Source organism: Shinella yambaruensis (assembly GCF_022899355.1).
GTDB classification, from domain to species: Bacteria; Pseudomonadota; Alphaproteobacteria; order Rhizobiales; family Rhizobiaceae; genus Shinella; species Shinella yambaruensis.
In genome coordinates, this window is record NZ_JALJCK010000013.1 from 67,829 (window position 1) to 89,685 (window position 21,857).

Sequence of the window (21,857 nt, forward strand, 5' to 3'; positions counted from 1 at the left end):
GCGCGTTCGACAAGACTGCATGGGAGAGATCGGCCGTAAGGCCGGCGCCGACGGAGCAACCCCCCAGGAAACTCTCAGGCACCAGTGACCGTGCAGTTGAACGATCTGGAGAGAGGCGCTGCGGGCGCCCACCGAAGGGGAAAGCCGCTGTGGCGGGTAAACTCTCAGGTACCGTGACAGATTGGGGAAAACGCGGGCTCCGGCCCGTACCCTGATGTCATACGGAGCGAGAGACTTAATATGCCCCATATCGCCGTTATCGGCGCCGGTATCACCGGCGTCACCACTGCCTATGCCCTTCTGGAACGCGGCTTCGACGTGACCGTGCTCGAAAGCCAGCGTTACGCCGCCATGGAAACCTCCTTTGCCAATGGCGGCCAGCTTTCCGCCAGCAATGCCGAGGTCTGGAACCATTGGTCCACTCTGTTCAAGGGCGTCAAATGGATGATGCGGAACGACGCACCGCTGCTGATGAACCCGCGGCCGACCTGGCACAAATATTCCTGGCTCGCCGAGTTCGTCTCGAACATCATGCGCTATCGCGACAACACGGTGGAGACGACGCGGCTGGCGATCGCCGCCCGGCAGCATCTCTTCTCCATCGCCGAGCGCGAGAACATCGATTTCGACCATGTGCGCCGCGGCATCCTGCACATCTACTGGGACAAGGCGAGCTTCGACCATGCGGCGAAGGTCAATGCCATGCTGACCGAGGGCGGGCTCGACCGCCGCGCGGTGACGGCCGAAGAGGTCAAGTCGATCGAGCCGACGCTGCACGGGGCCTTCCACGGCGGCTTCTACACGCCCTCGGATTCGACCGGCGACATCCACAAGTTCACCTCGGGCCTTGCGAAGGCCTGCCAGCGCCGGGGCGCCCGTTTCCTCTTCGATGCCCGCGTCACGGACATCGGCAGGAACGGCGCGTTCCGCATCGGCTATGCGACGGGTGAGGGCGCGGCGCACCAGGTCGAGGCGGATGGCGTCGTCGTCTGCGCCGGCACGGCCAGCCGTCAGATCGCCGCAATGCTGGGCGACCGGGTCAACATCTATCCCGTGAAGGGGTATTCGATCACCGTGCATCTCGATGACGAGCGCAGCCAGGCGTCGGCGCCCTGGGTGAGCCTGCTCGACGACCGGGCGAAGATCGTGACCAGCCGCCTCGGCCCGGGCCGCTTCCGCGTCGCCGGCACGGCCGAATTCAACGGCATGAACCGCGACATCCGCCACGACCGCGTCAAGCCGCTCGTCGACTGGACGCGCATGCTGTTTCCCGAGGTCGACACCAATCGCGTCGTGCCCTGGGCGGGCCTGCGCCCGATGATGCCCAACATGATGCCGCGGGTCGGCAGGGGGCGCCAGCCCGGCGTGTTCTACAATACCGGGCACGGCCATCTCGGCTGGACGCTTTCGGCGGCGACCGCGCAGATGGTGACGGACACGATTGCCGGCGAGATGGCGGCAGACCGCGCCATCGCCGCCTGATAGAAGGACGCGAAGCTCTCGACAACTCGGGTCCCGGCGCCAGGTGCCGGGACCTTTCGAAAAACCGCAACCCCACGAGGACAGACATGGCCGAACTCACCCTTGCCGCCGCCAACACCATCATCGCCGCCGCCCTTGAGGCTGGTGCAAAGGCCGGCTTCAAGCCGCTCACCGTGGCAGTGCTCGATGCCGGCGGGCACCTGAAGGCCTTCCAGAAGCAGGACGGCGCCTCCATGCTGCGCTACGAGATCGCCTTCGGCAAAGCCTATGGCTCGCTCGCCGTCGGCATGGGCTCGCGCTGGCTGGACAAGAATGCGAAGGAACGCCCACATTTTATCGAGGGCCTGACCGCCGTCTCGGGCGGCAGGATCGTCGCCGTTCCCGGCGGCGTGCTGATCCGCGATGCGGCCGGAACGCTGCTCGGCGCGGTCGGCGTGACCGGGGATACCTCCGACAATGACGAGATCTGCGCGGTCGCCGGCATCGAGGCAGCGGGTCTCGTCGCCCAGGTCGATTGAGGGCTGATGCCGTCATCGGTTGCCGGGCGGATAGCGTGAGAGCGGAGGTTGGCAAAGCGGGGAAAGAATGCTGTTCTCCGCCCGCATCCGTGCTGATTTCAGGATTCTCAGAAATGACCGACCTGCTCGTGACCAATGTCCGGCCCGATGGCGGCGAGACCGCCGACATCCTGATCAAGGGCGGCAGGATCGCCGCCATCGGCGCGAACCTGCCGCGCGAAGCGGGCGTTCCCGTGCATGACGGCGGCAATGCCGTCGCCATAGCCCCCTTCGTCGAGCCGCATGTGCATCTCGACAAGATCCTCTGGGGCCTGCCGTGGCACAGCATCAACGTGCCGCCCTCGCTGCGCGCGATGATCGACAACGAGGTGGAGATCCGCAAGAACCTGCCCTGGGACACGGAGGAGCGGGCCGGCAACCTGATGCGCCAGTGCGTCGCCATGGGCTCTACCCATATCCGCAGCCATGTCGATATCTCCAGCGGCTACAGGCTCGACAACCTCCATGCGGTGCTGCGCGCCCATGAAAAGACGCGCCACGCCGTCGGCCTCGAACTCGTCGCCTTCCCGCAGCTCGGCATGATGATCGATCCCGGCACGGCGGACCTTATGGAGGCGGCGCTCGACGAGGGTGCTTCCGTCATCGGCGGCATCGACCCGACCGAGATCGATGGCGACCCCAAGGGACATCTCGACACGATCTTCGACATTGCCAGCCGCAAGGGCGCGAAGATCGACATCCACCTGCACGAGGCGGGTGAACTCGGCCTGTCCGCCTTGAAGATGATCGCCGAGCGCACCAGGGCGAACGGCATGCAGGGCCGCGTCGTCGTCAGCCATGCCTTCTGTCTCGGTGATGGGCCTGCCGATGCGGTGGACGCAATGATCGATATCCTCGCGGAAAACGGCATCGGCATCATCTCGGCGGTGCCGGGCGAGATCGATTTCCCGCCGATGTTCGAGCTGGCGCGCCGCGGCGTCAAATGCGCCGTCGCCTCGGATTCCCTGCGCGACACCTGGAACCCGCATGGCAACGGCGACATGCTGGAGCGCTGCTGGCTGCTGTCCTACCGTTCCTATTGCCGCACGGACGAGGAGCTGGTTGCCGCACTCGACATGGGCACCGGGCGGGGCGCGGACCTTCTCGCGCTCGAAGGCCACGGCCTCGATGTCGGCTGCGAGGGCAGCCTCGTGCTGATCGAGGGCGAAAACCGGGCGCAGATCCTCGTCGACCGGCCGAAGCGCAGCCTGGTGGTCAAGCGCGGCCGCATCGTCGCGCGCGACGGCACCTGGGTGGCGTGAGGCCGTGCGTCTGCACGGCCTCCTTTCGAGGCTCAGCGCGGGCTCAGTTTCCAGTAGAGCGTGAAGGCGACCGCAATCAGCATTCCCACAGCGGCGCCGACGACGCCGACGAAGGCGTGGTCGAAGGCGGACTGGGCGAGGGCGATGACCTGCTGCGCCTGGTCCGGCTTGAGGCCATCGGCAAGCACCAGCGCCTCGTCGAGGCTGTCGCGGGCCTCGTCGGCGAGCGCCATGCCCTGCGGCACGACCATCGCCTTTGAATAGAGGGCGGACATCAGGCTTCCGAGCAGCGCGATGCCGAGTGCCCCGCCCAGTTCGAACGAGACTTCCTCCACCGAGGCGGCCATGCCGGCCTGCTCTTCCGGTGCCGAGAGCATGATGACGGCCGATGCCGCGGTCATGGCGGCGCCGACGCCGAAGCCCATCGCCGCCAGCGCCGTGATCCAGTAGCCTGTCGGGCCCTGGTGGGTGGCGAGGAAGGCGGCGAGCGCAAGGCCGGACAGCAGCAGCGCGGCCCAGAGCACCCGTTCGCCGCCAAGGCGCGGCAAGGCGAGCCCGGTGAGCGGCCCGGCGAAGAAGGCGGCGGCGGGGATCGGCAGGATGATGAGGCCGGCCTCCAGCGGGGAATAGCCGAGAACGAGCTGCAGCCGCTGGCTGAAGACCAGTTCCACGCCGATAAGGGCGGCGGAGGCGACGAGCGCGGTGGCGACGCCCGCGGTGAAACGTGGATTGGCGAAGAGCGCGAAATCGATCAACGGCGCCGCGCTGCGGCGCTGGCGGCGAATGAAAACCGCCATGGCCGCAAGGCCGATGGCAAACGCGATGGCCGCGCTTTCCCAGGAGGGATCGCGCTTTCCGGCTTCCTTCACGGCATAGGTGAGGCCGACGAGGCCGAACATCACCTGCACGGAACCGAGGAGATCCCAGGGGCGGCTGCGGTCTCCCGCACGGCGGGTGAGCAGGACGGCGCTCGCCGCCAGCGCAACGAGCACGACCGGAACGTTGATCAGGAAGACGGAGCCCCACCAGAAATATTCGAGCAGCAGGCCGCCGACGACCGGGCCGAGCGCCGCCCCGCCCGAGGCGACCGCGGCCCAGATGCCGATGGCGAAGGCCCGCTCCTTCTCGTCGGTGAAGGTGAGACGGATGAGCGACAGCGTGGCAGGCATCATCATCGCCGCCCCGGCCGCCAGGGCGACGCGCGCGGCAATCAGCAAGGCGGGCGAAGGGGCGAAGGCCGCGCCGAGGGAGGCGAGGCCGAACACGAAGAGGCCGGCCATGAACATCTGCTTGTGGCCCAGCCGGTCGCCCAGCGTGCCGAGGCCCGGCAGGAGGCCGGCGACGACGAGGGGATAGGCGTTGACGATCCAGAGCTTTTCGGCCGCGGTGGCGGAAAGCGCGTGCGTCAGTTTGGGCAGGGCCGTATAGAGCACCGTCATGTCGATGACGATCAGGAAAAGGGCGCTGGAGACGACGGCGAGGACGAGCCAGCGTTTACCACGGGACATCGGTATGATCCTTGGGCATGGTGTTTAGCGGTTGCATGCGCGTGGGGCGCTATATAAATACATTCGTATTGAAATGGAAGGGGTGAGATGGCAGGGCGACCGCGCAGCATAGATCGCGACCGCGTTCTGGACGCCGCCGAGGCCATCGTGGCCGCGGACGGCGCGGCGGGCCTCACCTTCGATGCCGTTGCGCGCGCCGCCGGCATCACGAAGGGCGGCGTGCAGTATTGTTTCGGCACGAAGGAGAACCTGATCCGCTCGATGATCGAGCGCTGGGGCAGCACGTTCGAGGCGGAGGTGATGGCGCATGCGGGAAGCGATCGCTCGCCGCAATCCGTCATTCGCGGCCACCTGCTGGCGACCCGCGACAGCGACGAGGCGGAATATTCACGCTCCGCCGTGATGATGACGGCGCTCTTGCAAAGCCCCGAACAGGTGGCGGCGAGCCGCGTCTGGTACACGCATCGCCTGGCGGGGCTGGACATGGATAAGGCGGAGGACAGGCAGGCCGCGCTCGCTTTCCTCGCCGGCGAAGGTGCCTTCCTGCTGAAGGCCTTCGGCCTCATCGACATCACCGAGGCCCAGTGGACGGCCCTGTTTTCCGACATGCTCACCCTTGCGGGCGGGCGCGAGGACGAAAAAAGGGACGGGGAAAAGGGTTAGAGCAGGTCCGGCGCCAACGCGATGCCACTTCGGCCGAAAACATTCCGGATGCGAGGGAGGCGGGGCTCAGAGCCTGTATTCGCTGGCGAGCGTCACATGGTGGTGGATGCGGCCTTCGAAGAATTCGGCCAGAACCGCCTCGGTCGCGGCGCGGGCTTCGGCGCGCACCGGGCTTGCGAGCGCCTCCTCGACGGCCGCAAGGCTCGGATAGTTGATGGCGAGGATCATCGGCAGTTCCGGCGCACCCTCGTCGCGGGCCTCGGCAAACGAAACGCGCACGTCGGTGGCATGTGGAAACTGCCGCCATTTCGGCAGGATGCGCTCGATGACGGCCTTGCGGAAGGCGTCGGTCCGGCCCTCCTTCACCTTGCCCTCGAACAGCGCGTAGCGGGTGATCATTCGAAGTTCTCCTTGTTCGGGCCCCGGAAGAATTCCATCAGCGCCGCCTGGTCCTCGCCGCCGAGGCCGGCGGCCGTCAGCATGCGGTGGATCTCGGCACAGGCCGCCGTCAGCGGCATGGCGGTGTTGGTGCGGCGGGCAAGGTCCTGCGCGCCGGAAAGGTCCTTCACCATGTTGTCGATGCGGCCCGTGCGGCGGTAGTCCTTCGCCACGAAGCGCGGCATGTATTCCTGCAGGATGGCGCTGTCGGCCCGCCCGCCCTTCAGCGCCTCGGGGATCTTTGCCGCGTCGACGCCGGCATCGAGCGCCAGTTGCGTTGCCTCGGCGACGGCAAGGAAGCCGAGGCCGCACAGGACCTGGTTGATCAGCTTGGTCGTCTGGCCGGCGCCGACCGGGCCCATATGGGTGTAGTTGCTGGCGACGTGTCGCAGGACCTTATGCGCATCCGCCACGTCGTCCGCCGTTCCGCCGGCCATCAGCGTGAGCTGGCCGATCAGCGCCTTCGGCGCCCCGCCGGACAGCGGGCTGTCCACCCAGCGCAGGCCCTTTTCCGCCGCATCGGCGGCCAGCTGCTTCGTGGCGTCCGGGTCGATCGAGGACATGTCGATGATGAGCGTGCCGGCCCGCGCGCCGGCGGCGATGCCGGCCTCGCCGAAGACGGCGCGGCGCACGATGGCCGGCGAATTGAGGCTGAGGATCACATAGTCGCTGGCGGCGGCGGCCGCGGCGGCCGTGGGCGCCGCGGCCGCGCCCTTGCCGACCAGTGCGTGCACCTTTTCCGGGTTCGGATCGAAGACGGTCAGGCGGTTGCCGGTTTCGGCAAGCCGCGTGCCGATGGCGCCGCCCATGGCGCCCGCGCCGATCAGCGCGACGGTGTTCGTCATGATGGGGTCTCCTCCAGTTTCGCGGCGATACGGTCGACGACGCTTTCGAGCGTGTCGTCGATATCGACGATCATGGCATTCTCGTCTTGCGCCGGCGGTTCGAGGGCGGCGAACTGGCTGTCGATGAGGCTCGTCGGCATGAAATGGCCGGCACGGGCCGACATGCGGGCGGCGATCAGGTCCCTGCTGCCGGAAAGGTGGACGAAGGTGACGGGACCGCGCGCCTCGCGGGCGATGTGGTCGCGGTAGCGGCGCTTGAGGGCCGAGCAGCCGATGATCAGGGTGCCGCCCGGCTGCGCGAGCGTCCGGCCGACCAGGGTCAGCCAGGGCCAGCGGTCCTCGTCGGTCAGCGGTTCGCCGCGGCTCATCTTGTCGATGTTTTCCGGCGGATGCAGGTCGTCGCCATCGAGATAGTTCGCGCCGATACGGCCGGCAAGCGCCGCGCCGACGGCGGACTTGCCGCAGCCGGCAACGCCCATCAGGACGATGCGCCTGTTTTCCTCAGAGCGAGGCCGTGATGCCGCCGTCGACATAGAGCGTGTGTCCGTTCACGAAGGAGGAGGCGTTTGAAGAAAGGAAGATACAGGCGCCGACGAGCTCCTCCACCTTGCCCCAGCGGCCGGCCGGCGTGCGTTTCTCCAGCCAGGCGGAGAAGGCGGGATCGGCGACGAGCGCGGCGTTCAGTGGCGTGTCGAAATAGCCGGGCGCGATGGCGTTGCATTGCAGGCCGTATTTCGCCCAATCCGTCGCCATGCCCTTGGTGAGGTTGCCGACCGCGCCCTTGGTGGCGGTGTAGGGGGCGATGCCCGGGCGGGCGAGCGCCGTCTGGACGCTGGCGATGTTGATGATCTTGCCCGCGCCGCGGCCGATCATGTGGCGCGCGACGGCCTGGCCGACATTGAAGACGGTGGAGACGTTGGTCTTCAGGAGCCGCTCGAAGGCGTCGGCGGGAAAGTCCTCCAGTGGCGTGCGGTGCTGCATGCCGGCATTGTTGACGAGGATGTCGATGGCGCCGACCTCCGCCTCGAAACCGTCGATGGCCGCGCGCACGGCCGCGTGGTCGGTGGCGTCGAAGGCGAGCGTGTGCCTTGCCCCGAGCGCTTCCGTGGCCGCCTGCAGCTTGGCCGTGTCGCGGCCGTTGAGGACGATGTCGGCGCCGGCATCGGCAAGGCCCTTCGCCAGCGCAAGGCCGATGCCCTGCGAGGAGCCGGTGACAAGGGCGCGCTTGCCCGTGAGGTCGAAGAGTTGGGTGCTCATGGCTCTTCCTTAACTGAATGCGATCTGCGTCTTCATCGATTGCCCCTTGTCCGAGGCGATCTCGAAGGCCTTCAGGGCGTCGGCGAGCGGCAGCGTATGGGTGATCAGCGGCTTCACGTCGATCAGCCCGCCCTGCATCAGCCGGATGGCGACCGCGAATTCCTCATGGAAGCGGAAAGAGCCGCGCAGGTCCAGTTCCTTGGCCGTGATCGCCATCATCGGCAGGCTCATTTCGCCGCCGAGGCCGAGCTGCACGATGACGCCGCGCGGGCGTAGCGCCTGGATGCCCGCAACGAGCGCCGGCTGTGCGCCGGAACACTCGTAGAGCACATCGAAAGTGCCCTTGTTCTCGCTGAACGGAACAAGGCCGTCGCGGTCTTCCGACAGGTTGACCGTACGGTCCGCGCCGACCGCGCGGGCAAAGCCGAGCGCCCGTTCGGAGAGGTCGGCGGCGACGATCTCGGCCGCACCCGCCCGCCTTGCGGCGAGGATCGACAAGGTGCCGATCGGCCCGCAGCCGGTGACGAGCACGCGCTTGCCCAGCATTTCGCCGGCCCGGCGCGTGGCGTGCAGCGTGACCGAAAGCGGCTCGGCCATCGCGGCTTCACCCGCCGAAAGCCCGTCCGCCTTCACGCACTGGCTGGCCCTGGCCACCAGCCGCTCGCGGAAAGCGCCCTGGATATGCGGGAAGGGCATGGCCGAGCCATAGAAGCGCATGTTGAAGCAATGGTTCGGCAGGCCCTTCAGGCAGTAGGCGCAGGCCCCGCAGGGCCGCGAAGGCGAGACGGCGACGAGATCGCCGATGGCAAGGCCGGAAACGCCCTCGCCGAGCGCGGCGACATGGCCGGCCACTTCATGGCCGAGGATCATCGGCTCCTTCAGCCGCACCGTGCCGAAGCCGCCGTGGTTGTAGTAGTGCAGGTCCGAGCCGCAGATGCCGCCGGCGGCAAGGCGGATCTCCACCTCACCGGGGCCGGGCGCCTCAACGGCACTCTCCTCGATGCGCAGGTCCTTAGCCGCGTGGATGACGATGGCTTTCATCGCATCACCCTCACAGGACCGGCGTCGGCAGCGGGCGGCCGTCGAAATGGGCCGACAGGTTGTCGAAGACGAGCTGGCCCATCGCCTTGCGCGTCTCGACCGTGCCGGAGGCCATGTGCGGCTGGAGCAGGACGTTGTCGAGCGCAAGGAAGCGCGGGTTCAGGTTCGGCTCGCCCTCGAAGACATCGAGCGCGGCCGAACCGAGCGCCTTGCGTTCCAGCGCGTCGAGAAGGGCGTCCTCGTCGATGTTGGAGGCGCGCGAGATGTTGATCAGCATGCCCTCCGGTCCGAGCGCCTCGATCACCTTGCGGCCGACGATGTGGCGCGTCTCGGCGGAGGCGGCCAGCGTGACGAAGAGGAAGTCGGAGCGGGCGGCCAGTTCCACCGGATCGGCGACGAAGGTCCAGTCCTTGGCGAAATCCTTCGGGCCGGTATCGCTGTAGGCGATGTCCATGTCGAAACCGGCAAGGCGCTTGGCGACCTCGTAGCCGATGCGGCCGAGGCCGAGCACGCCGGCGCGCTTGCCGTGCACGCGGCGCTTCAGCGGGTAGAGGCCCTTGCTTGCCCAGTCGCCGCTCTTGACCCAGGCCTCGCCGCCGATAACGCCGCGCGCCTCGGCGAGCATCATGGCGATGCCGAGATCGGCGACGTCCTTGGTCAGTACGTCGGGCGTGTTGGTGACGCGGATGCCGCGCTCGCGGGCGGCGGCAAGGTCGACCGCATCGAAGCCGACACCGTAGACGGAGATGACCTCCAGCTTCGGCAGCGCCTCGATCATCGCCCGGTTCGCCCCAAGCTCGCCGCGCGTCGCGATCCCGCGGATGTTGGCGCCATGCGCGGCCAGGAACGCCGCCTTGTCGGCCGCCTCGAAATAGCGATGCATGATGAAGTTGGCGTTCAGGCGCTCTTCGTCCCAGGCTGGATACGGCCCAACCTGCAACAGCTCGATCTTGCTCACGGGATTCCTCCGACATATACTTTGTTATCGATAACATATCGTGCCGCAGGGAATTGTCCAGCCCCATTTCAAAAAGCTATGGGGGTGTTGAAGAGGCTTATATAGCGCCCTTGACAATGATGTTATCGATACCATACGATCATTCCATCGGCTTTGGGAGGAGCAGGTGGAAACGCAGAAACTTCTGGAATTTCGCGCCGTGTCGAAGGAGTTCGGCGGCACGAAAGCGCTGACGAACGTGTCGCTCGACCTCAGGAGCGGCGAGATCCTCGCGCTTCTCGGCGAAAACGGCGCCGGCAAGTCGACCCTCATCAAGACGCTCGCCGGCATCTACCGGCCGGACGGCGGGGACATCCTGTTTTGCGGCGAGCCCTATCACCATCGCCCGCCGCGGCCGAACGAGCGCCAATCGGTCGCCTTCATCCACCAGGACCTCGGCCTCATCGAATGGATGACGGTGGCCGAGAATGTCGGCCTGGCGCAGGGCTTTTCGCTGCGCCGCAAGCTGATCGACTGGAACGCCACGGCGCGGCGCACCGCCGAGGCGCTGAAGCTGGTCGGCTGCGATTTCGATCCCTCCACCCGCGTGCAGAGCCTGACGCGCACCGAAAAGTCGCTGGTCGCCATCGCCCGGGCGCTCGCCGTCGAGGCGGACGTGCTCGTCCTCGACGAACCGACAGCGAGCCTTCCGGCCGACGAGGTGGAGCGTCTGTTCGACGCCATCCGGCCGCTCAAGGACCGCGGCGTGGCGATGATCTACGTCTCGCACCGCCTCGACGAGATCTTCCGCATCGCCGACCGCGTCGCCGTGCTGCGCGATGGACATCTCGTCGGCGAGACGGCCGTCGCCGACACCAATCCGGACGAGCTGATCCGCATGATCGTCGGCCGCAAGGCGGACCAGCTCTTTGCCAAGGCCCATTCGACACCCGGTCCGGTGCTGGTGTCGGTTGGCGACCTTGCCTGCCGTGGTGCCGGCCCTGTCTCCTTCGAGCTCAGGCAGGGCGAGCTTCTCGGCCTTGTCGGCTTGCGCGGCGCGGGGCAGGAACTGATCGGCCGCGCCCTCTTCGGCGCCGAACCCGCGACGGGCGTGGTGACGATCCGCGGTGCGGCGCCCGATCTTTCCAGCCCGGAAACGGCGATCGCCTCCGGCATCGGGTTGATCGCCCGCGACCGGACGGAGGAATCGGTCGCCATGTCGCTCACGCTGCGGGAAAACACCTTCCTCAATCCCGGCGCGTCCGGGCGCTGGCTTGCCGCCTTCCTGTCACCGGCCCGCGAAGCCGGCATGGCCGCGGCCATCGGCGAGAAGGTGGGGCTGCGCCCCAACGACCAGGCGCTCGCCATCGAGGCGCTGTCGGGCGGCAACCAGCAGAAGGTGGTGGTCGGGCGCTGGCTTGCGACCGGCCGCAGGCTGCTGATCGCCGAGGACCCGACGGCCGGCGTCGATGTCGGCGCCAAGGCCGACATCTACCGCCTCATCGCGGCGGCGGTGGAGGAGGGGCTCGCCGTCCTCGTGATCTCCACCGACTTCGAGGAGATCGCGCATATCTGCCATCGGGCGCTCGTGTTCTCGCGCGGACGCATCGTTCGCGAACTGTCCGGCGCCGACCTCACCACCTCCGCCGTCATCGCTGCGGCCTCCGCCTCCGAGGCGGCCTGATTTCCGGGAGAAAGACGATGCAATCCATCCAGTCCAACGCGCTCGAGCCGACGCCCGCCGAACTGAAGGGGCTTTCGACCGGCGAGAAGCTGAAGCGCCTCCTGCCGGTCTATGGCCTCGTCATCCTGACGGTCCTGCTCATCCTCGTCTTCTCGGTCCTGCTGTCGGATACGTTCCCGACGCTGCTCAACCTGCGCTCGATCATCGCCAACAAGACGATCATCGCCATCCTGTCGCTGGCCGCGATGATCCCCATGGCGTGCGGGCGCATCGACCTGACCATCGGCTACGGCATCGTGCTCTGGCATATCCTGGCGATCAGCCTGCAGACCATGCTGGGCCTGCCCTGGCCGTTGGCGGTCGCCGTCGTTCTGGTGCTCGGCGCGTTGACCGGCCTCCTGAACGGCCTGCTGGTCGAGGTGGCCAAGATCGACAGCTTCATCGCGACCCTCGGCACCGGCACGGTCATCTATGCCATCGCGCTCTGGCACACAGGTGGCCGGCAGGTGGTCGGCGTGTTGCCGGACGGGTTTCTCGCGCTGAACGGCACCATGCTCTTCGGCCTGCCGATTACCGGCTTCTACGTGCTGGCGCTGGCGATCGTGCTCTGGATCGTGCTCGAATACCTGCCGATCGGCCGCTATGTCTATGCCATCGGCGCCAATCCGAAGGCGGCCGCGCTGAACGGCATTCCGGTCCGCCGTTTCGTCATCGGCGCCTTCATCGCCTCGGGCGTCCTCTCGGCCGTCGCCGGCGTGCTGCTTGCCTCGCGGCTGCGCATCGGCCAGGCGAGCGTCGGCCTCGAATATCTGCTGCCGGCCCTCGTCGGCGCTTTCCTCGGCTCCACCACCATCAAGCCGGGCCGCGTCAATGTCTGGGGCACGATGATCGGCGTCATCATCCTTGCCGTCGGCATTGCCGGCATCCAGCAGTTCGGCGGCTCCTTCTTCGTCGAGCCGCTGTTCAACGGCGTCACGTTGCTCGTCGCCATCGGTATTGCCGGTTACGCCCAGCGCCGCCGTGGCGCTGCGGGCGCCATCAAGCCGAAGGGCGCGCCGGGGGAAGCGGCCGGCAAGCCATCCTGAACCTTCGTTCCATCGTCGCATGTCTCACGTCCAAAGGGAGGACACTATCGTGAAACGCAGAGATTTCCTGGCCACCACGGCCGCCGCCGCCTTCGGCCTGATGCTCGCAAGCCCGGCCTTCGCGGATGCCATGGCGGATGCGAAGGCCGTCGTCGAGAAATATGCCAGCAAGGTCGAGAAATGGGACGGCCCGACGAGCGGCCCGAAGGCGGCGGACGGCAAGACCGTCGTCGTGGTCGCCGCCGACATGAAGAACGGCGGCATCCTCGGTGTCGTCAACGGCATCGAGGAGGCGGCCGCCGCCATCGGCTGGAAGGTGACGGTGCTCGACAGCGCGGGCTCGATCGAGGGCCGTACCGCCTCCTTCGGCCAGGCGCTGACGCTGAAGCCGGGCGGCATCATCATCACCGGTTTCGATGCCGTCGAGCAGAAGCCGGCGATGGAGGAGGCCAAGAAAGCCGGCATTCCGATGGTCGCCTGGCATGCGGCGCCTGCCGTCGGTCCGGTCGAGGAGGGCGGCGTCTTCGCCAACGTGACGACGGACGCCATGGAAGTCTCCAAGGCGGCGGCCGACTATGCCTTCGTCGATGCCGGCGGCAAGCCGGGCGTGATCATCTTCACCGATTCCACCTACGCCATCGCCATCGCCAAGGCCGACAAGATGAAGGCGGAGATCGAGGCGCTCGGCGGCACGGTGCTCGAATATGTCGACACGCCGATCGCCGAGACCTCGCAGCGCATGCCGCAGCTCACGACGACGCTCCTGCAGAAATACGGCGAGCAATGGACCCATTCGCTGGCGATCAACGACATCTATTTCGACTTCATGGGCCCGTCGCTCGCCGCGGCCGGCATTGCGGGCGATGGCGCGCCGAAGAGCGTTGCGGCCGGCGACGGCTCGGAAAGCGCCTACCAGCGCATCCGCGCCAGGCAGTACCAGTCCGTCACCGTGGCCGAGCCGCTCAACCTGCAGGGCTGGCAGCTCGTCGACGAGCTGAACCGCGCCTTCGCGGGCGAGCAGTGGTCGGGCTACGTCTCGCCGCTCCATGTCGTGACGGTGGACAATGTCGAGTTCGATGGCGGGCCGAAGAACAGCTTCGACCCCGACAACGGCTATCGCGACGAATACAAGAAGATCTGGGGCAAATAAGCCTCCTTCCGGCGTCCGGGGGCGGGAGGACCGTCCCCGGGCGCGATCAAAGCCCGGTCTCCATTGCCCTTGCCCGGGACGGCATGATCGGTATCTTGCGCGGGCGTTGGATTGCGAGGGAGGAGTGCCATGTCGTTTTTCGAGGCCGAGGACGCGGTGTTCTCAACCTTCGTGCTGGGAAATGCGCCGCTGAAGAAGCTGGCCGACGGGTTCGACTGGGTCGAGGGACCGGTCTGGTTCGGCGATCACGATTGCCTGCTGTTCTCCGACATTCCCAACAACCGCATCCTGCGCTGGAGCCCGGCGCTCGGTATAAGCACGTTCCGCGAGCCCGCCAATTTCTCCAATGGCAACACGCGCGACCGGGAAGGCCGGCTCGTTACCTGCGAGCACGGCACGCGCCGCGTCACCCGCACCGAGCATGACGGCTCGATCACCGTCATCGCAGACCGCTACGAGGGAAAGCGGCTGAACTCGCCGAATGATGTCGTCGTTGCCTCGGACGGTGCCGTGTGGTTCACCGATCCGCATTACGGCATCGCCTCCGACTACGAGGGCACGCGCGCCGAACAGGAGCTGCCCTGCAATGTCTACCGGGTCGACCCGCTTTCGGGGAAGATCCGGGCGGTGCTCACCGATTTCCAATGCCCGAACGGCCTTGCCTTCAGCCCGGACGAGACGCGGCTCTATGTTGCCGATACGGGCCGCATCTTCTCCGACGATCCGCGCCACATCCGCGTCTTCGATGTCGGCGAAGGCTGGTCGCTTGCCGGAGGCGACGTCTTCCACGTCGTCAGTCCCGGCTGCGCGGACGGCATGCGCGTCGATGCGGCCGGCAATCTCTGGACCTCGGCCGGCGACGGGGTGCACTGCATCGCGCCGGACGGCCGCCGGCTCGGAAAAATCCTCGTGCCGGAGACGGTGTCGAACATCTGCTTCGGCGGCCGGCATGGTCACCGGCTCTTCATCACCGCCACCACGTCCCTTTATGCCGTTTCGCTCGCCATCCGCGGTGCGGTCCGGACCACGCGATAGGAACGCCGGACATGCCATTCACCGAAACGACCGCGAAGCTGACGGACGAGGGCGTGCTTGCCATGCTGCAAGGCGCCATCGATGCCGCGAAGGCCTCGGGCCAGCCGCAATGCATCGTCATCGTCGACCAGAGCGGCGTGGTGCTTAGCGCCTTCCGCATGAACGGCTCGCGTTATCTCTCGCTGAAGAGCGCCACGGCCAAGGCCCGCACCGCCGCCTCTATCGGCGCCCCGAGCCACAGCCTGCCCGACCATGCGAAGCTGCCGCTTGCGGCGGCCACCCGGGGCGAGGTGACGGGCCTTCGCGGCGGCTTGCCGATCCGCTCGGCCGGCGTGCTCCTCGGCGGCATCGGCGTCGGCTCGGGCTCGGGGGAGCAGGACGAGGAGGTCGCCCGCGCGGCGCTGGCGGCCATCGGCGCGGACGCGGCGTGACCGGCCTTTGTGCGCGTGGGGATAACGGAACGCTCCGGCGTCGCCCGGCTTGCGGCATGGAAGGCCGGCGCGCTACGGTCTGGTAACGATAACGGAGCACGGGGAATGCGCAACGACAAGGCGCCGACCATGGCGGACATCGCCCGCAAGACGGGTGTTTCCCCGATGACGGTATCGCGCGCGTTCAAGTCCGGCAGCCTGATCAACAAGGACACGCGCGACGCGATCCTGAAGGCGGCGGAAGAGCTCGGCTATGTCTTCGATTCCACCGCCTCGAACCTGCGCTCGCAGAAGACGGATTTCATCGCCGTCACCATCCCGTCGATCAACAATGCGAACTTCGCCGATACGGTCGGCGGTCTTTCCGAAACGCTGAGCGCCCGCGGCTTCCAGATCCTGCTCGGCTATACGAACTACGATGTCGAGGAAGAGGAGCGGCTGATCGAGCAGCTCTTGCGCCGCAAGCCGCAGGCCATTGTCGTGACCGGCGGAAAACACACGCCGCGGGCGCGGAGGCTGCTGGAGAACGCCAGCGTGCCCGTCATCGAGACCTGGGACGTGCCGGCCGAGCCGATCGGCCATTTCGTCGGCTTTTCCAATGCCGACGCCGTGCGCAGCATGGTCGATCATTTCGTGGCGGCCGGCTATCGCCGCATCGCCTTCATCGGCGGTGATGCGAGCCGCGACACCCGCGGCAGCGACCGCCGCCTCGGCTTCATCGCCGCGCTCGACAGCCACGGCCTCGACGCCTCCCGCCTCATTGATGCCGGCGTGCCGCCGATCTCGATGCGGGAAGGCGCCAATGCCATGGCGCGGCTGCTGGCGGAATTCCCCGATACGGAAGCGGTGATCTGCGTGTCCGACCTTTCGGCCTTCGGGGCGTTGACGGAGTGCCAGCGCCGCGGCGTGCCCGTGCCCGGGCGCATCGCCATCGGCGGTTTCGGCAACTACGAGATCGGCGGCATCTGCGTGCCGGCGCTGACGACCGTCGACGCCCAGGCGCGGCAGATCGGCGAGCGCACCGGCCGCCTCATCCTCGATCTCCTCGACGACCGGCCGGACGTGCCGCATGTCACGATCGAACCGCGGCTGATCGTGCGCGACAGCAGCCGCTAGGCCTTCAATTGCGCCCGCAGCCTGCCGGCGGCGAGGTCCATGAAGGCCTGGATGCGCGGCGTGCGGCGCAGGTCCGGATGGATGAGGAGCCAGACTTCCGATTCCAGCGCGCCGATGAAATCGCCCTGCCGGTCGAGATCGAACGACCGGTGGAGATAATCCGGCAGAAGCGCTCTTCCGAGGCCCGCTGCGGCGGCCTGGGCGGCGGCCCACATGCTGTTCACCCGCAGCACGATCTCCTCCTCCGCAACATGGGCGGCCAGCCAGCGGGCGGCGGGAATGGCCGAAAGGCTGTCGTCGAGCGCGATCCACGGCAGGTCTTCCCTGGTTCCGCTTTTCACGTAGATCGCATAGCGGAAAGCGCCCGCCCGCTGGCCGACCAGCGTTTCCGGCGGGGCGCGGGTGGGGCGGATGGCCACTTCGGCCTCATAGCGCGCCATGTCGGCAAAGGTGTTGGAGACCACGAGATCGAAGCAGATGCCGGCATGTTTCCGGCGTACCGGCGGGAGCAGCGTGGAAACCAGCGGGACCAGGGAATCGGGCGTCGTCAGGGTGATGCGGCCCGCAAGCCGCTGTTCGCCGCCCGCCAGTTGCCGCCGCGCCTCGGCAAGGTTTGCCTCTACGCCCATCGCGGCACGGACAAGCTCGCTGCCGAGCGGGGTCGGGACATATTGCCCGCCGAGCCGCTGGAACAGCGGCGCCCCGGCCTCCTGCTCCAGTTCCTTCAGCCGGCGGTAGACGGTGGCGAGGTGTACATTGAGGCCGGCGGCCGCGGGGGCAGGCTTCCCGCTGCGCGCCAGCGCCGCGATGAGGAGGAGGTCGTCGGTCGATAGCATTTTCGCACCATTGCGAACTGGTTTCGCAATTCATGCAGAAGAATTCGCGCTGTTGCAAATTTATATGTCGATCAAAGGAGATCGACATGACCGAACTGTTGCACATCAAGGCTTCGCCCCGTGCGGACCTCTCCCATTCCGGCAAGGCGGCGGCAGGGTTCATCGCCGCGCTTGAAAAACACCATCCCGCGCTTCAGGTCCGCGAGATCGATGTCTGGAAGGCGGACCTGCCGGCTTTCGACGGCCTTCTGCTCGCGGCGAAATATGCGCGCCTCGCCGGCCGTCCTTTCACGCCGCAAGAGGCCGAAAGCTGGGCGGCGATCGAGGACATGGTGCACAGGCTCGATGCGGCAAAGATCGTGCTTCTCTCCACGCCGATGTGGAACCTCTCCATTCCCTATCGGCTGAAGCATTATATCGACCTCGTCACCCAGCCGGGCCTCAGCTTCCGCTTCGATCCGCAAACCGGCTACACGCCGCTTCTGCGGCCGCGCCCCGTCGTCGCGATCCTCGCAAGCTCCGGCGATTTTTCCGAGGGGCCGTCCTGGGGCCGGCCCGATCTTGCCACGCCGTATCTGCGGCAGGCCCTGAAGTTCATCGGCCTTCGCGATGTGGACATCGTCCCCGTCGGCCCCACCGTCAGCAAGCCGGGCGACGTGCTGGCGGCGGCGGAAAAGGCGCAGGCGCATCTGGCTGCCCTTGCGGCGCGGCTTGCGAGGGTGGACGCATGAGCGCGGCGACGGGCTGGACGCTCCTGGTTCTGTCCGGCGTGCTGGATGTCTTCTGGGCGCTGGCGACCAAGAAATCGAACGGCATGACGCATTGGGGTTGGGGCCTTCTCTCCATCCTCCTGCTGGCGGCCTTCGTGTTCTCGCTCGCCAGGGCCTTGTCCGTCCTGCCGCTCGGAATGGCCTACGCGGTCTGGACAGGCATCGGCGCGGTCGGCTCCGTTGCCGTCGGCACCATCGTGTTCGGCGAGCCGCTGGGCGCCCAGCGCATCGCTTATGTGGCGATCATCGTGATCGCGATCGTCGGCCTGCATCTCGGCACGGGGCAGGAGACCGCCGGCTGAGCGGCGTCAGGCCGGGCCGCGTTCGAGTTCGGCGACGAGGCGCGCCAGCATCGCGTCGCACCGGTCGAGCTGCTCGATGCTGACGAATTCGTCGGCCTTGTGGCCCTGTTCCATGAAGCCGGGGCCGCAGACCGCGGTGGAAAGGCCGAGGTCCTGATGGAAGAGACCGCCTTCCGTGCCGAAGGCCACCTTCATGGTCGGCCCATCCGTCGCGAGGATCCGGCGCAGCAGCCGTATCGCGGGCGCGTCGGAGGGCGTGTCGAGGCCGGGATAGCCGGAAACCGGCTCGATCTCGATGCAGGCCATCGGAAACCGGCCGCGATGCGGCGCGACGATGGCCTCGGCATCGCCGCGGATATCGGCGAGGATGCGCCCCGGATCGTCGCCGGCAATGTTGCGGATCTCGAAGTCGATCTCGCACAGGCTGGGCACCACGTTGAGCGCGGTGCCGCCGTGCATCAGGCCGGCATGGATGGTGGAATAGGGGATGTCGTAGTCCGGGTCGCGCGCGCCCCGCGCAGCCAGCATGTCCTGCCGCGCCTGGAGGGTGGTGATGAAGGCCGCGCCGAGATGCAGCGCATTCAGCGCCTTGGGTGCAAGTGCCGAATGGCCGGCCTCGCCGCGGCAGCAGGCCTTGAGTGCCAGCTTGCCCTTGTGGCCGCTGGCGATGCGCAGGCCCGTCGGCTCGCCGACGATGCAGAGCGCCGGCCCTGCCGGCCGCTTCACCAGCGCCTCGATCATGCCGCGCACGCCGAGACAGCCGATCTCCTCGTCGTAGGAGAGGGCCAGGTGCAGCGGCGCTTTCAGGGGGCGGGTCGCGGCGAAAAGCGCGGCGTGAAGCGCTGCGGCCACGAAACCCTTCATGTCCGCCGTGCCGCGGCCGTAGAGCCGCCCGTCCCGCTCGGCCAGCCGGAAGGGATCGGTGCTCCAGTCCTGTCCTTCGGCCGGCACGACGTCGGTATGGCCCGACAGCACCACGCCGCCAGGCCCCTCGGGACCGATGGTCGCCCAGAGATTGGCCCGGCTGCCATCCGGATGCGAAAAGCGCTCGATCCGCGCGCCGGCCGGGCGCAGCAGGCCTTCGACATAATCGAGCAGCGCCAGGTTGGATGTCCGCGACACCGTCGGTTCGGCAACGAGGCGGGCGAGGATATCCGGGGTCGCGGGGATCATGCGCCTGCCGCCGTCACAGGTCGCCCGGCACGCCGTAGCTCGGCGCCTGGGTGGGATCCAGCGCGCGCGTGACATAGGCGTCCATTTCCGTGCGCCAGCGTTGCCACAGCGCGGCGCATTCCTCGATCGGGTCGCCCTCGGTCCAGTCGACGCGGAGATCCGCGACGTTCCAGGAGACCTTGTCGACCATCACCAGGCCCATCGAATGGACCGGCCCTTCCTCGCCGCCGGCGGCGACCGCCGCCCGCATGGCGGCAATCATCCGGTCGCCGAGGTGCCGGCCCTCCGCGGCCTCGAAGGCCTCGACCATCGCCTGCGGAATGGCCGTCGTTGTCAGCATGTTGCCGGCGGCAACGACGCCGTTGCCCCGGGCGAAGGCATGGGTGCCGAGCGTCTTGGCGCCGGAAAAGGCGGCCGTACGCCCCTCGGCGTCGACGAGCGCCAGCTGGCGGTATTCGACATGAGGGGCCTCCGCCACCAGCCGCGCAAGCGCGGCTTCCGCCGAAAGGCCGCCCGCCATCAGGTCGAGCCCTTTCGGGCCGAGGCGCGGGTCGGTGACGTTCTGCGTCGAGACCGCGCCGATGCCCGCGCGCACATGGGCGCAGCGCGCCGCGACGCTCGGCGAGGAGGAGGAGACGGCAATGCCGAACATGCCGGTATCGGCGCAGCGGCCGGAAACGGAAAAGGTCATGCCGCCCTCCCGTCAGGCCTGGTCGGGAATGACGGCGGTGGCCTCGATCTCGACCAGCCATTCGGGCCGGGCGAGCGCCGTGACGACGAGGCCCGTCGAGACGGGGAAGACGCCTTTCAGATATTTGCCCATCTCCCGATAGACGGCCTCGCGGTAGCGGATGTCGATGAGATAGACGACGACGCGGCAGACATGGCTGAGGTCGGAGCCCGCCTCTTCCAGCAGCATCTTGATGTTTTCCATCGCCTTGCGGGCCTGCGCGGCGGCATCGCCGATGTGCAGGCTTTCGCGCGTGTCTAGGTCCTGCGCGATCTGTCCGCGCACGAAGACCGTGGTGCCGCGCGCCACAACCGCCTGGCAGAGGTCGTTGTCCAGCTTCTGCTCGGGATAGGTGTCCTTGGTGTTGAAGGGGCGGATGCGGGTGTGCACGGGCATGCTTGTCTCCTTGATGGCCGAGCCCTGAACGTATCGGCGCGCCGCGGGCGGGGTAAGTCGTTTTTGCCGATCCCCCGCTTCGGAAAAAGCTATGCCGGAACCGGCCTGCCGCCCGCGGTGCGTATGCGGGATTATTGCAGCAGCTGGGTCCAGACGCGCGTCACCAGGTCCTGCGCGGCTGCCGAGCAGGTGCGCGAGAAGGTGATCGGCACGTCCGGATAGAGTTCCGGCGCCTTGTCCTTGGTGTAGACGACCTTCTCCTGCATGACCTTCATCGGCGAGGAATGGGCGTAGAAGTTCATCTGCTCGGTGGCGTTCTCCACCGTCGAGATGAACTCGATGAACTTGACCGCATTGTCCCGGTTCGGCGCGCCCTTCGGGATTGCCAGGCTGTCCATCCAGCCGACAAGGCCTTCCTTGGTCATGGCGAGGCTGACCGGCGAGCCGGCGACGCGGGCCTTGAGGGAATCGCCGTCCCACCAGAAATGGGCGGAGACCTCGCCCGAGGCGAGCCGGCTTGCGATATTGTCGGAGGAATAGACCGCGACGGAGGGCTTTTGCGCCATCAGGAGATCCAGCACCTTCTTCATCTCCGCCTGGTCCTCCGAGCAGAAGGGCACGCCGAGATAGAGCTGGGCGGCGCCGATCACCTCGTCGGGATAGGAGAGCATGGCGATCTTGCCCTTGAGCTCGCCTTCCGGCTCGAAGAAATACTTGAAGCTATCGGTCGGGCCCTTGTACTCGGCGGTGTTCACGACGAAGCCGGCGGTGCCATAGGCGAGCGGGATGGAGAAGTCCTGCGTCTCGTCCCACCACTGATTGCGCCAGCGCTCCTCGATGTTCTGGTAGGCCTGCAGCTTGCTGGCCCCGAAATTCTCGATCAGCCCCTCGTCGATCATCACGCGCAGGAAGTGCTGGGAGGGCGTGGCGATGTCGTAGCCGGAGGAGCCGGCCTGCAGCTTGGTCAGGAGGTCCTCGTTGGAGGTGAAGCTGTCGACATTGACCTTGACGTCGTTCTCCTTGGAGAATTTTTCGATGAGGGCGGGGGATATCGACTCGGCCCAGGCGTAGATGTTCAGCTCGCCCTCTGCCCGCGCGGCGGTGGCAAGGCATAGGGCAAGGGCGGTCGCTGCGAGGTATCGTTTCATTGTCTGTTCCT

General features: G+C 67.3%; 24 protein-coding genes and 1 riboswitch. Of the genes, 12 read left to right on the top strand and 12 right to left on the bottom strand.

Annotated features, from left to right (window positions below; genetic code table 11):
* Positions 1–10: 10 nt before the first annotated feature.
* Positions 11–101: riboswitch (glycine riboswitch) on the top strand.
* 139 nt (positions 102–240) lie between these two features.
* The 3 genes from MUU56_RS25890 to MUU56_RS25900 all read left to right on the top strand — a co-directional run bounded on the left by MUU56_RS25890 (position 241) and on the right by MUU56_RS25900 (position 3,301).
* Positions 241–1,482 (top strand): D-amino acid dehydrogenase, encoded by a 1,242-nt coding sequence (locus MUU56_RS25890; protein WP_244770160.1) that lies wholly within the window; start codon positions 241–243, stop codon positions 1,480–1,482.
* Between the two features lie 86 nt (positions 1,483–1,568).
* Positions 1,569–2,000, top strand: coding sequence for a GlcG/HbpS family heme-binding protein (locus MUU56_RS25895; RefSeq protein WP_244770161.1), 432 nt, complete (start codon positions 1,569–1,571; stop codon positions 1,998–2,000).
* A 113-nt stretch (positions 2,001–2,113) separates the two neighbouring features.
* Complete coding sequence (locus MUU56_RS25900; protein ID WP_244770162.1) at positions 2,114–3,301, top strand: amidohydrolase family protein; 1,188 nt, start codon at positions 2,114–2,116, stop codon at positions 3,299–3,301.
* Between the two features lie 32 nt (positions 3,302–3,333).
* Here MUU56_RS25900 and MUU56_RS25905 read toward each other — a convergent pair whose 3' ends face one another.
* Positions 3,334–4,809, bottom strand: coding sequence for an MFS transporter (locus MUU56_RS25905; protein ID WP_244770163.1), 1,476 nt, complete (start codon positions 4,807–4,809; stop codon positions 3,334–3,336).
* Positions 4,810–4,896: 87 nt separating this feature from the next.
* Between MUU56_RS25905 and MUU56_RS25910 the strand changes: the two genes are divergently transcribed.
* Complete coding sequence (locus MUU56_RS25910; RefSeq protein ID WP_244770164.1) at positions 4,897–5,472, top strand: TetR/AcrR family transcriptional regulator; 576 nt, start codon at positions 4,897–4,899, stop codon at positions 5,470–5,472.
* Positions 5,473–5,538: 66 nt separating this feature from the next.
* On the opposite strand, the gene MUU56_RS25915 is transcribed toward MUU56_RS25910, so the two are convergent.
* Genes MUU56_RS25915 through MUU56_RS25940 form a run of 6 tightly spaced genes read right to left on the bottom strand, consistent with a single transcriptional unit; the run spans position 5,539 to position 10,011 of the window.
* A complete protein-coding gene (locus tag MUU56_RS25915; RefSeq protein WP_244770165.1) occupies positions 5,539–5,871 on the bottom strand; it encodes a hypothetical protein in 333 nt (110 codons plus the stop codon).
* Positions 5,868–6,755: an NAD(P)-dependent oxidoreductase gene (locus MUU56_RS25920; protein WP_244770166.1), complete on the bottom strand. Its 888-nt coding sequence runs from the start codon at positions 6,753–6,755 to the stop codon at positions 5,868–5,870. The genes MUU56_RS25915 and MUU56_RS25920 overlap by 4 nt, the downstream gene beginning before the upstream one ends.
* Entirely contained in the window at positions 6,752–7,234 is a 483-nt protein-coding gene (locus MUU56_RS25925; protein ID WP_244770167.1) for a gluconokinase, read from the bottom strand. The genes MUU56_RS25920 and MUU56_RS25925 overlap by 4 nt, the downstream gene beginning before the upstream one ends.
* 22 nt (positions 7,235–7,256) lie before the next feature.
* Positions 7,257–8,012, bottom strand: coding sequence for an SDR family oxidoreductase (locus tag MUU56_RS25930; protein WP_244770168.1), 756 nt, complete (start codon positions 8,010–8,012; stop codon positions 7,257–7,259).
* A 9-nt stretch (positions 8,013–8,021) separates the two neighbouring features.
* On the bottom strand, positions 8,022–9,053 hold the full coding sequence (locus MUU56_RS25935; RefSeq protein WP_244770169.1) for an L-idonate 5-dehydrogenase: 1,032 nt from the start codon (positions 9,051–9,053) through the stop codon (positions 8,022–8,024).
* Between the two features lie 10 nt (positions 9,054–9,063).
* Positions 9,064–10,011, bottom strand: coding sequence for a 2-hydroxyacid dehydrogenase (locus MUU56_RS25940; protein ID WP_244770170.1), 948 nt, complete (start codon positions 10,009–10,011; stop codon positions 9,064–9,066).
* Positions 10,012–10,177: 166 nt separating this feature from the next.
* On the opposite strand from MUU56_RS25940, the gene MUU56_RS25945 reads away from it, so the two are divergent.
* The 6 genes from MUU56_RS25945 (at position 10,178) to MUU56_RS25970 (ending at position 16,491) form a co-directional block, all read left to right on the top strand.
* Positions 10,178–11,674, top strand: a complete 1,497-nt coding sequence (locus tag MUU56_RS25945; RefSeq protein WP_244770171.1) for a sugar ABC transporter ATP-binding protein — start codon at positions 10,178–10,180, stop codon at positions 11,672–11,674.
* Between the two features lie 17 nt (positions 11,675–11,691).
* The gene (locus MUU56_RS25950) at positions 11,692–12,759 is read left to right on the top strand and encodes an ABC transporter permease (RefSeq protein WP_244770172.1); all 1,068 of its coding nucleotides are present in this window, start codon (positions 11,692–11,694) and stop codon (positions 12,757–12,759) included.
* Between the two features lie 49 nt (positions 12,760–12,808).
* The gene (locus MUU56_RS25955) at positions 12,809–13,909 is read left to right on the top strand and encodes an ABC transporter substrate-binding protein (protein ID WP_398432172.1); all 1,101 of its coding nucleotides are present in this window, start codon (positions 12,809–12,811) and stop codon (positions 13,907–13,909) included.
* Positions 13,910–14,038: 129 nt separating this feature from the next.
* Positions 14,039–14,944 carry an SMP-30/gluconolactonase/LRE family protein gene (locus tag MUU56_RS25960; RefSeq protein ID WP_244770173.1) on the top strand — a complete coding sequence of 302 codons (906 nt, stop codon included), beginning with the start codon at positions 14,039–14,041 and terminating at the stop codon, positions 14,942–14,944.
* An 11-nt stretch (positions 14,945–14,955) separates the two neighbouring features.
* Positions 14,956–15,375 (top strand): GlcG/HbpS family heme-binding protein, encoded by a 420-nt coding sequence (locus tag MUU56_RS25965; RefSeq protein ID WP_244770174.1) that lies wholly within the window; start codon positions 14,956–14,958, stop codon positions 15,373–15,375.
* Between the two features lie 105 nt (positions 15,376–15,480).
* Positions 15,481–16,491 carry a LacI family DNA-binding transcriptional regulator gene (locus tag MUU56_RS25970; RefSeq protein WP_244770175.1) on the top strand — a complete coding sequence of 337 codons (1,011 nt, stop codon included), beginning with the start codon at positions 15,481–15,483 and terminating at the stop codon, positions 16,489–16,491.
* Here MUU56_RS25970 and MUU56_RS25975 read toward each other — a convergent pair.
* Positions 16,488–17,327, bottom strand: a complete 840-nt coding sequence (locus MUU56_RS25975) for a LysR family transcriptional regulator (RefSeq protein WP_244770176.1) — start codon at positions 17,325–17,327, stop codon at positions 16,488–16,490. The two genes, MUU56_RS25970 and MUU56_RS25975, sit on opposite strands and share 4 nt — an antisense overlap.
* 86 nt (positions 17,328–17,413) lie before the next feature.
* Between MUU56_RS25975 and MUU56_RS25980 the strand changes: the two genes are divergently transcribed.
* Entirely contained in the window at positions 17,414–18,058 is a 645-nt protein-coding gene (locus tag MUU56_RS25980) for an FMN-dependent NADH-azoreductase (protein WP_244770177.1), read from the top strand.
* Entirely contained in the window at positions 18,055–18,399 is a 345-nt protein-coding gene (locus tag MUU56_RS25985; protein ID WP_244770178.1) for a DMT family transporter, read from the top strand. The genes MUU56_RS25980 and MUU56_RS25985 overlap by 4 nt, the downstream gene beginning before the upstream one ends.
* 6 nt (positions 18,400–18,405) lie before the next feature.
* Here the strand turns inward: MUU56_RS25985 and argE are convergent, their stop codons facing one another.
* The 4 genes from argE to MUU56_RS26005 all read right to left on the bottom strand — a co-directional run bounded on the left by argE (position 18,406) and on the right by MUU56_RS26005 (position 21,846).
* The gene (gene argE, locus MUU56_RS25990) at positions 18,406–19,572 is read right to left on the bottom strand and encodes an acetylornithine deacetylase (RefSeq protein ID WP_244770179.1); all 1,167 of its coding nucleotides are present in this window, start codon (positions 19,570–19,572) and stop codon (positions 18,406–18,408) included.
* Positions 19,573–19,585: 13 nt separating this feature from the next.
* Complete coding sequence (locus tag MUU56_RS25995; protein ID WP_244770180.1) at positions 19,586–20,263, bottom strand: DUF1028 domain-containing protein; 678 nt, start codon at positions 20,261–20,263, stop codon at positions 19,586–19,588.
* A gap of 12 nt (positions 20,264–20,275) precedes the next feature.
* The gene (locus tag MUU56_RS26000; protein ID WP_244770181.1) at positions 20,276–20,698 is read right to left on the bottom strand and encodes a RidA family protein; all 423 of its coding nucleotides are present in this window, start codon (positions 20,696–20,698) and stop codon (positions 20,276–20,278) included.
* 131 nt (positions 20,699–20,829) lie between these two features.
* Entirely contained in the window at positions 20,830–21,846 is a 1,017-nt protein-coding gene (locus tag MUU56_RS26005) for an extracellular solute-binding protein (RefSeq protein WP_244770182.1), read from the bottom strand.
* Between the last annotated feature and the right edge of the window lie 11 nt (positions 21,847–21,857).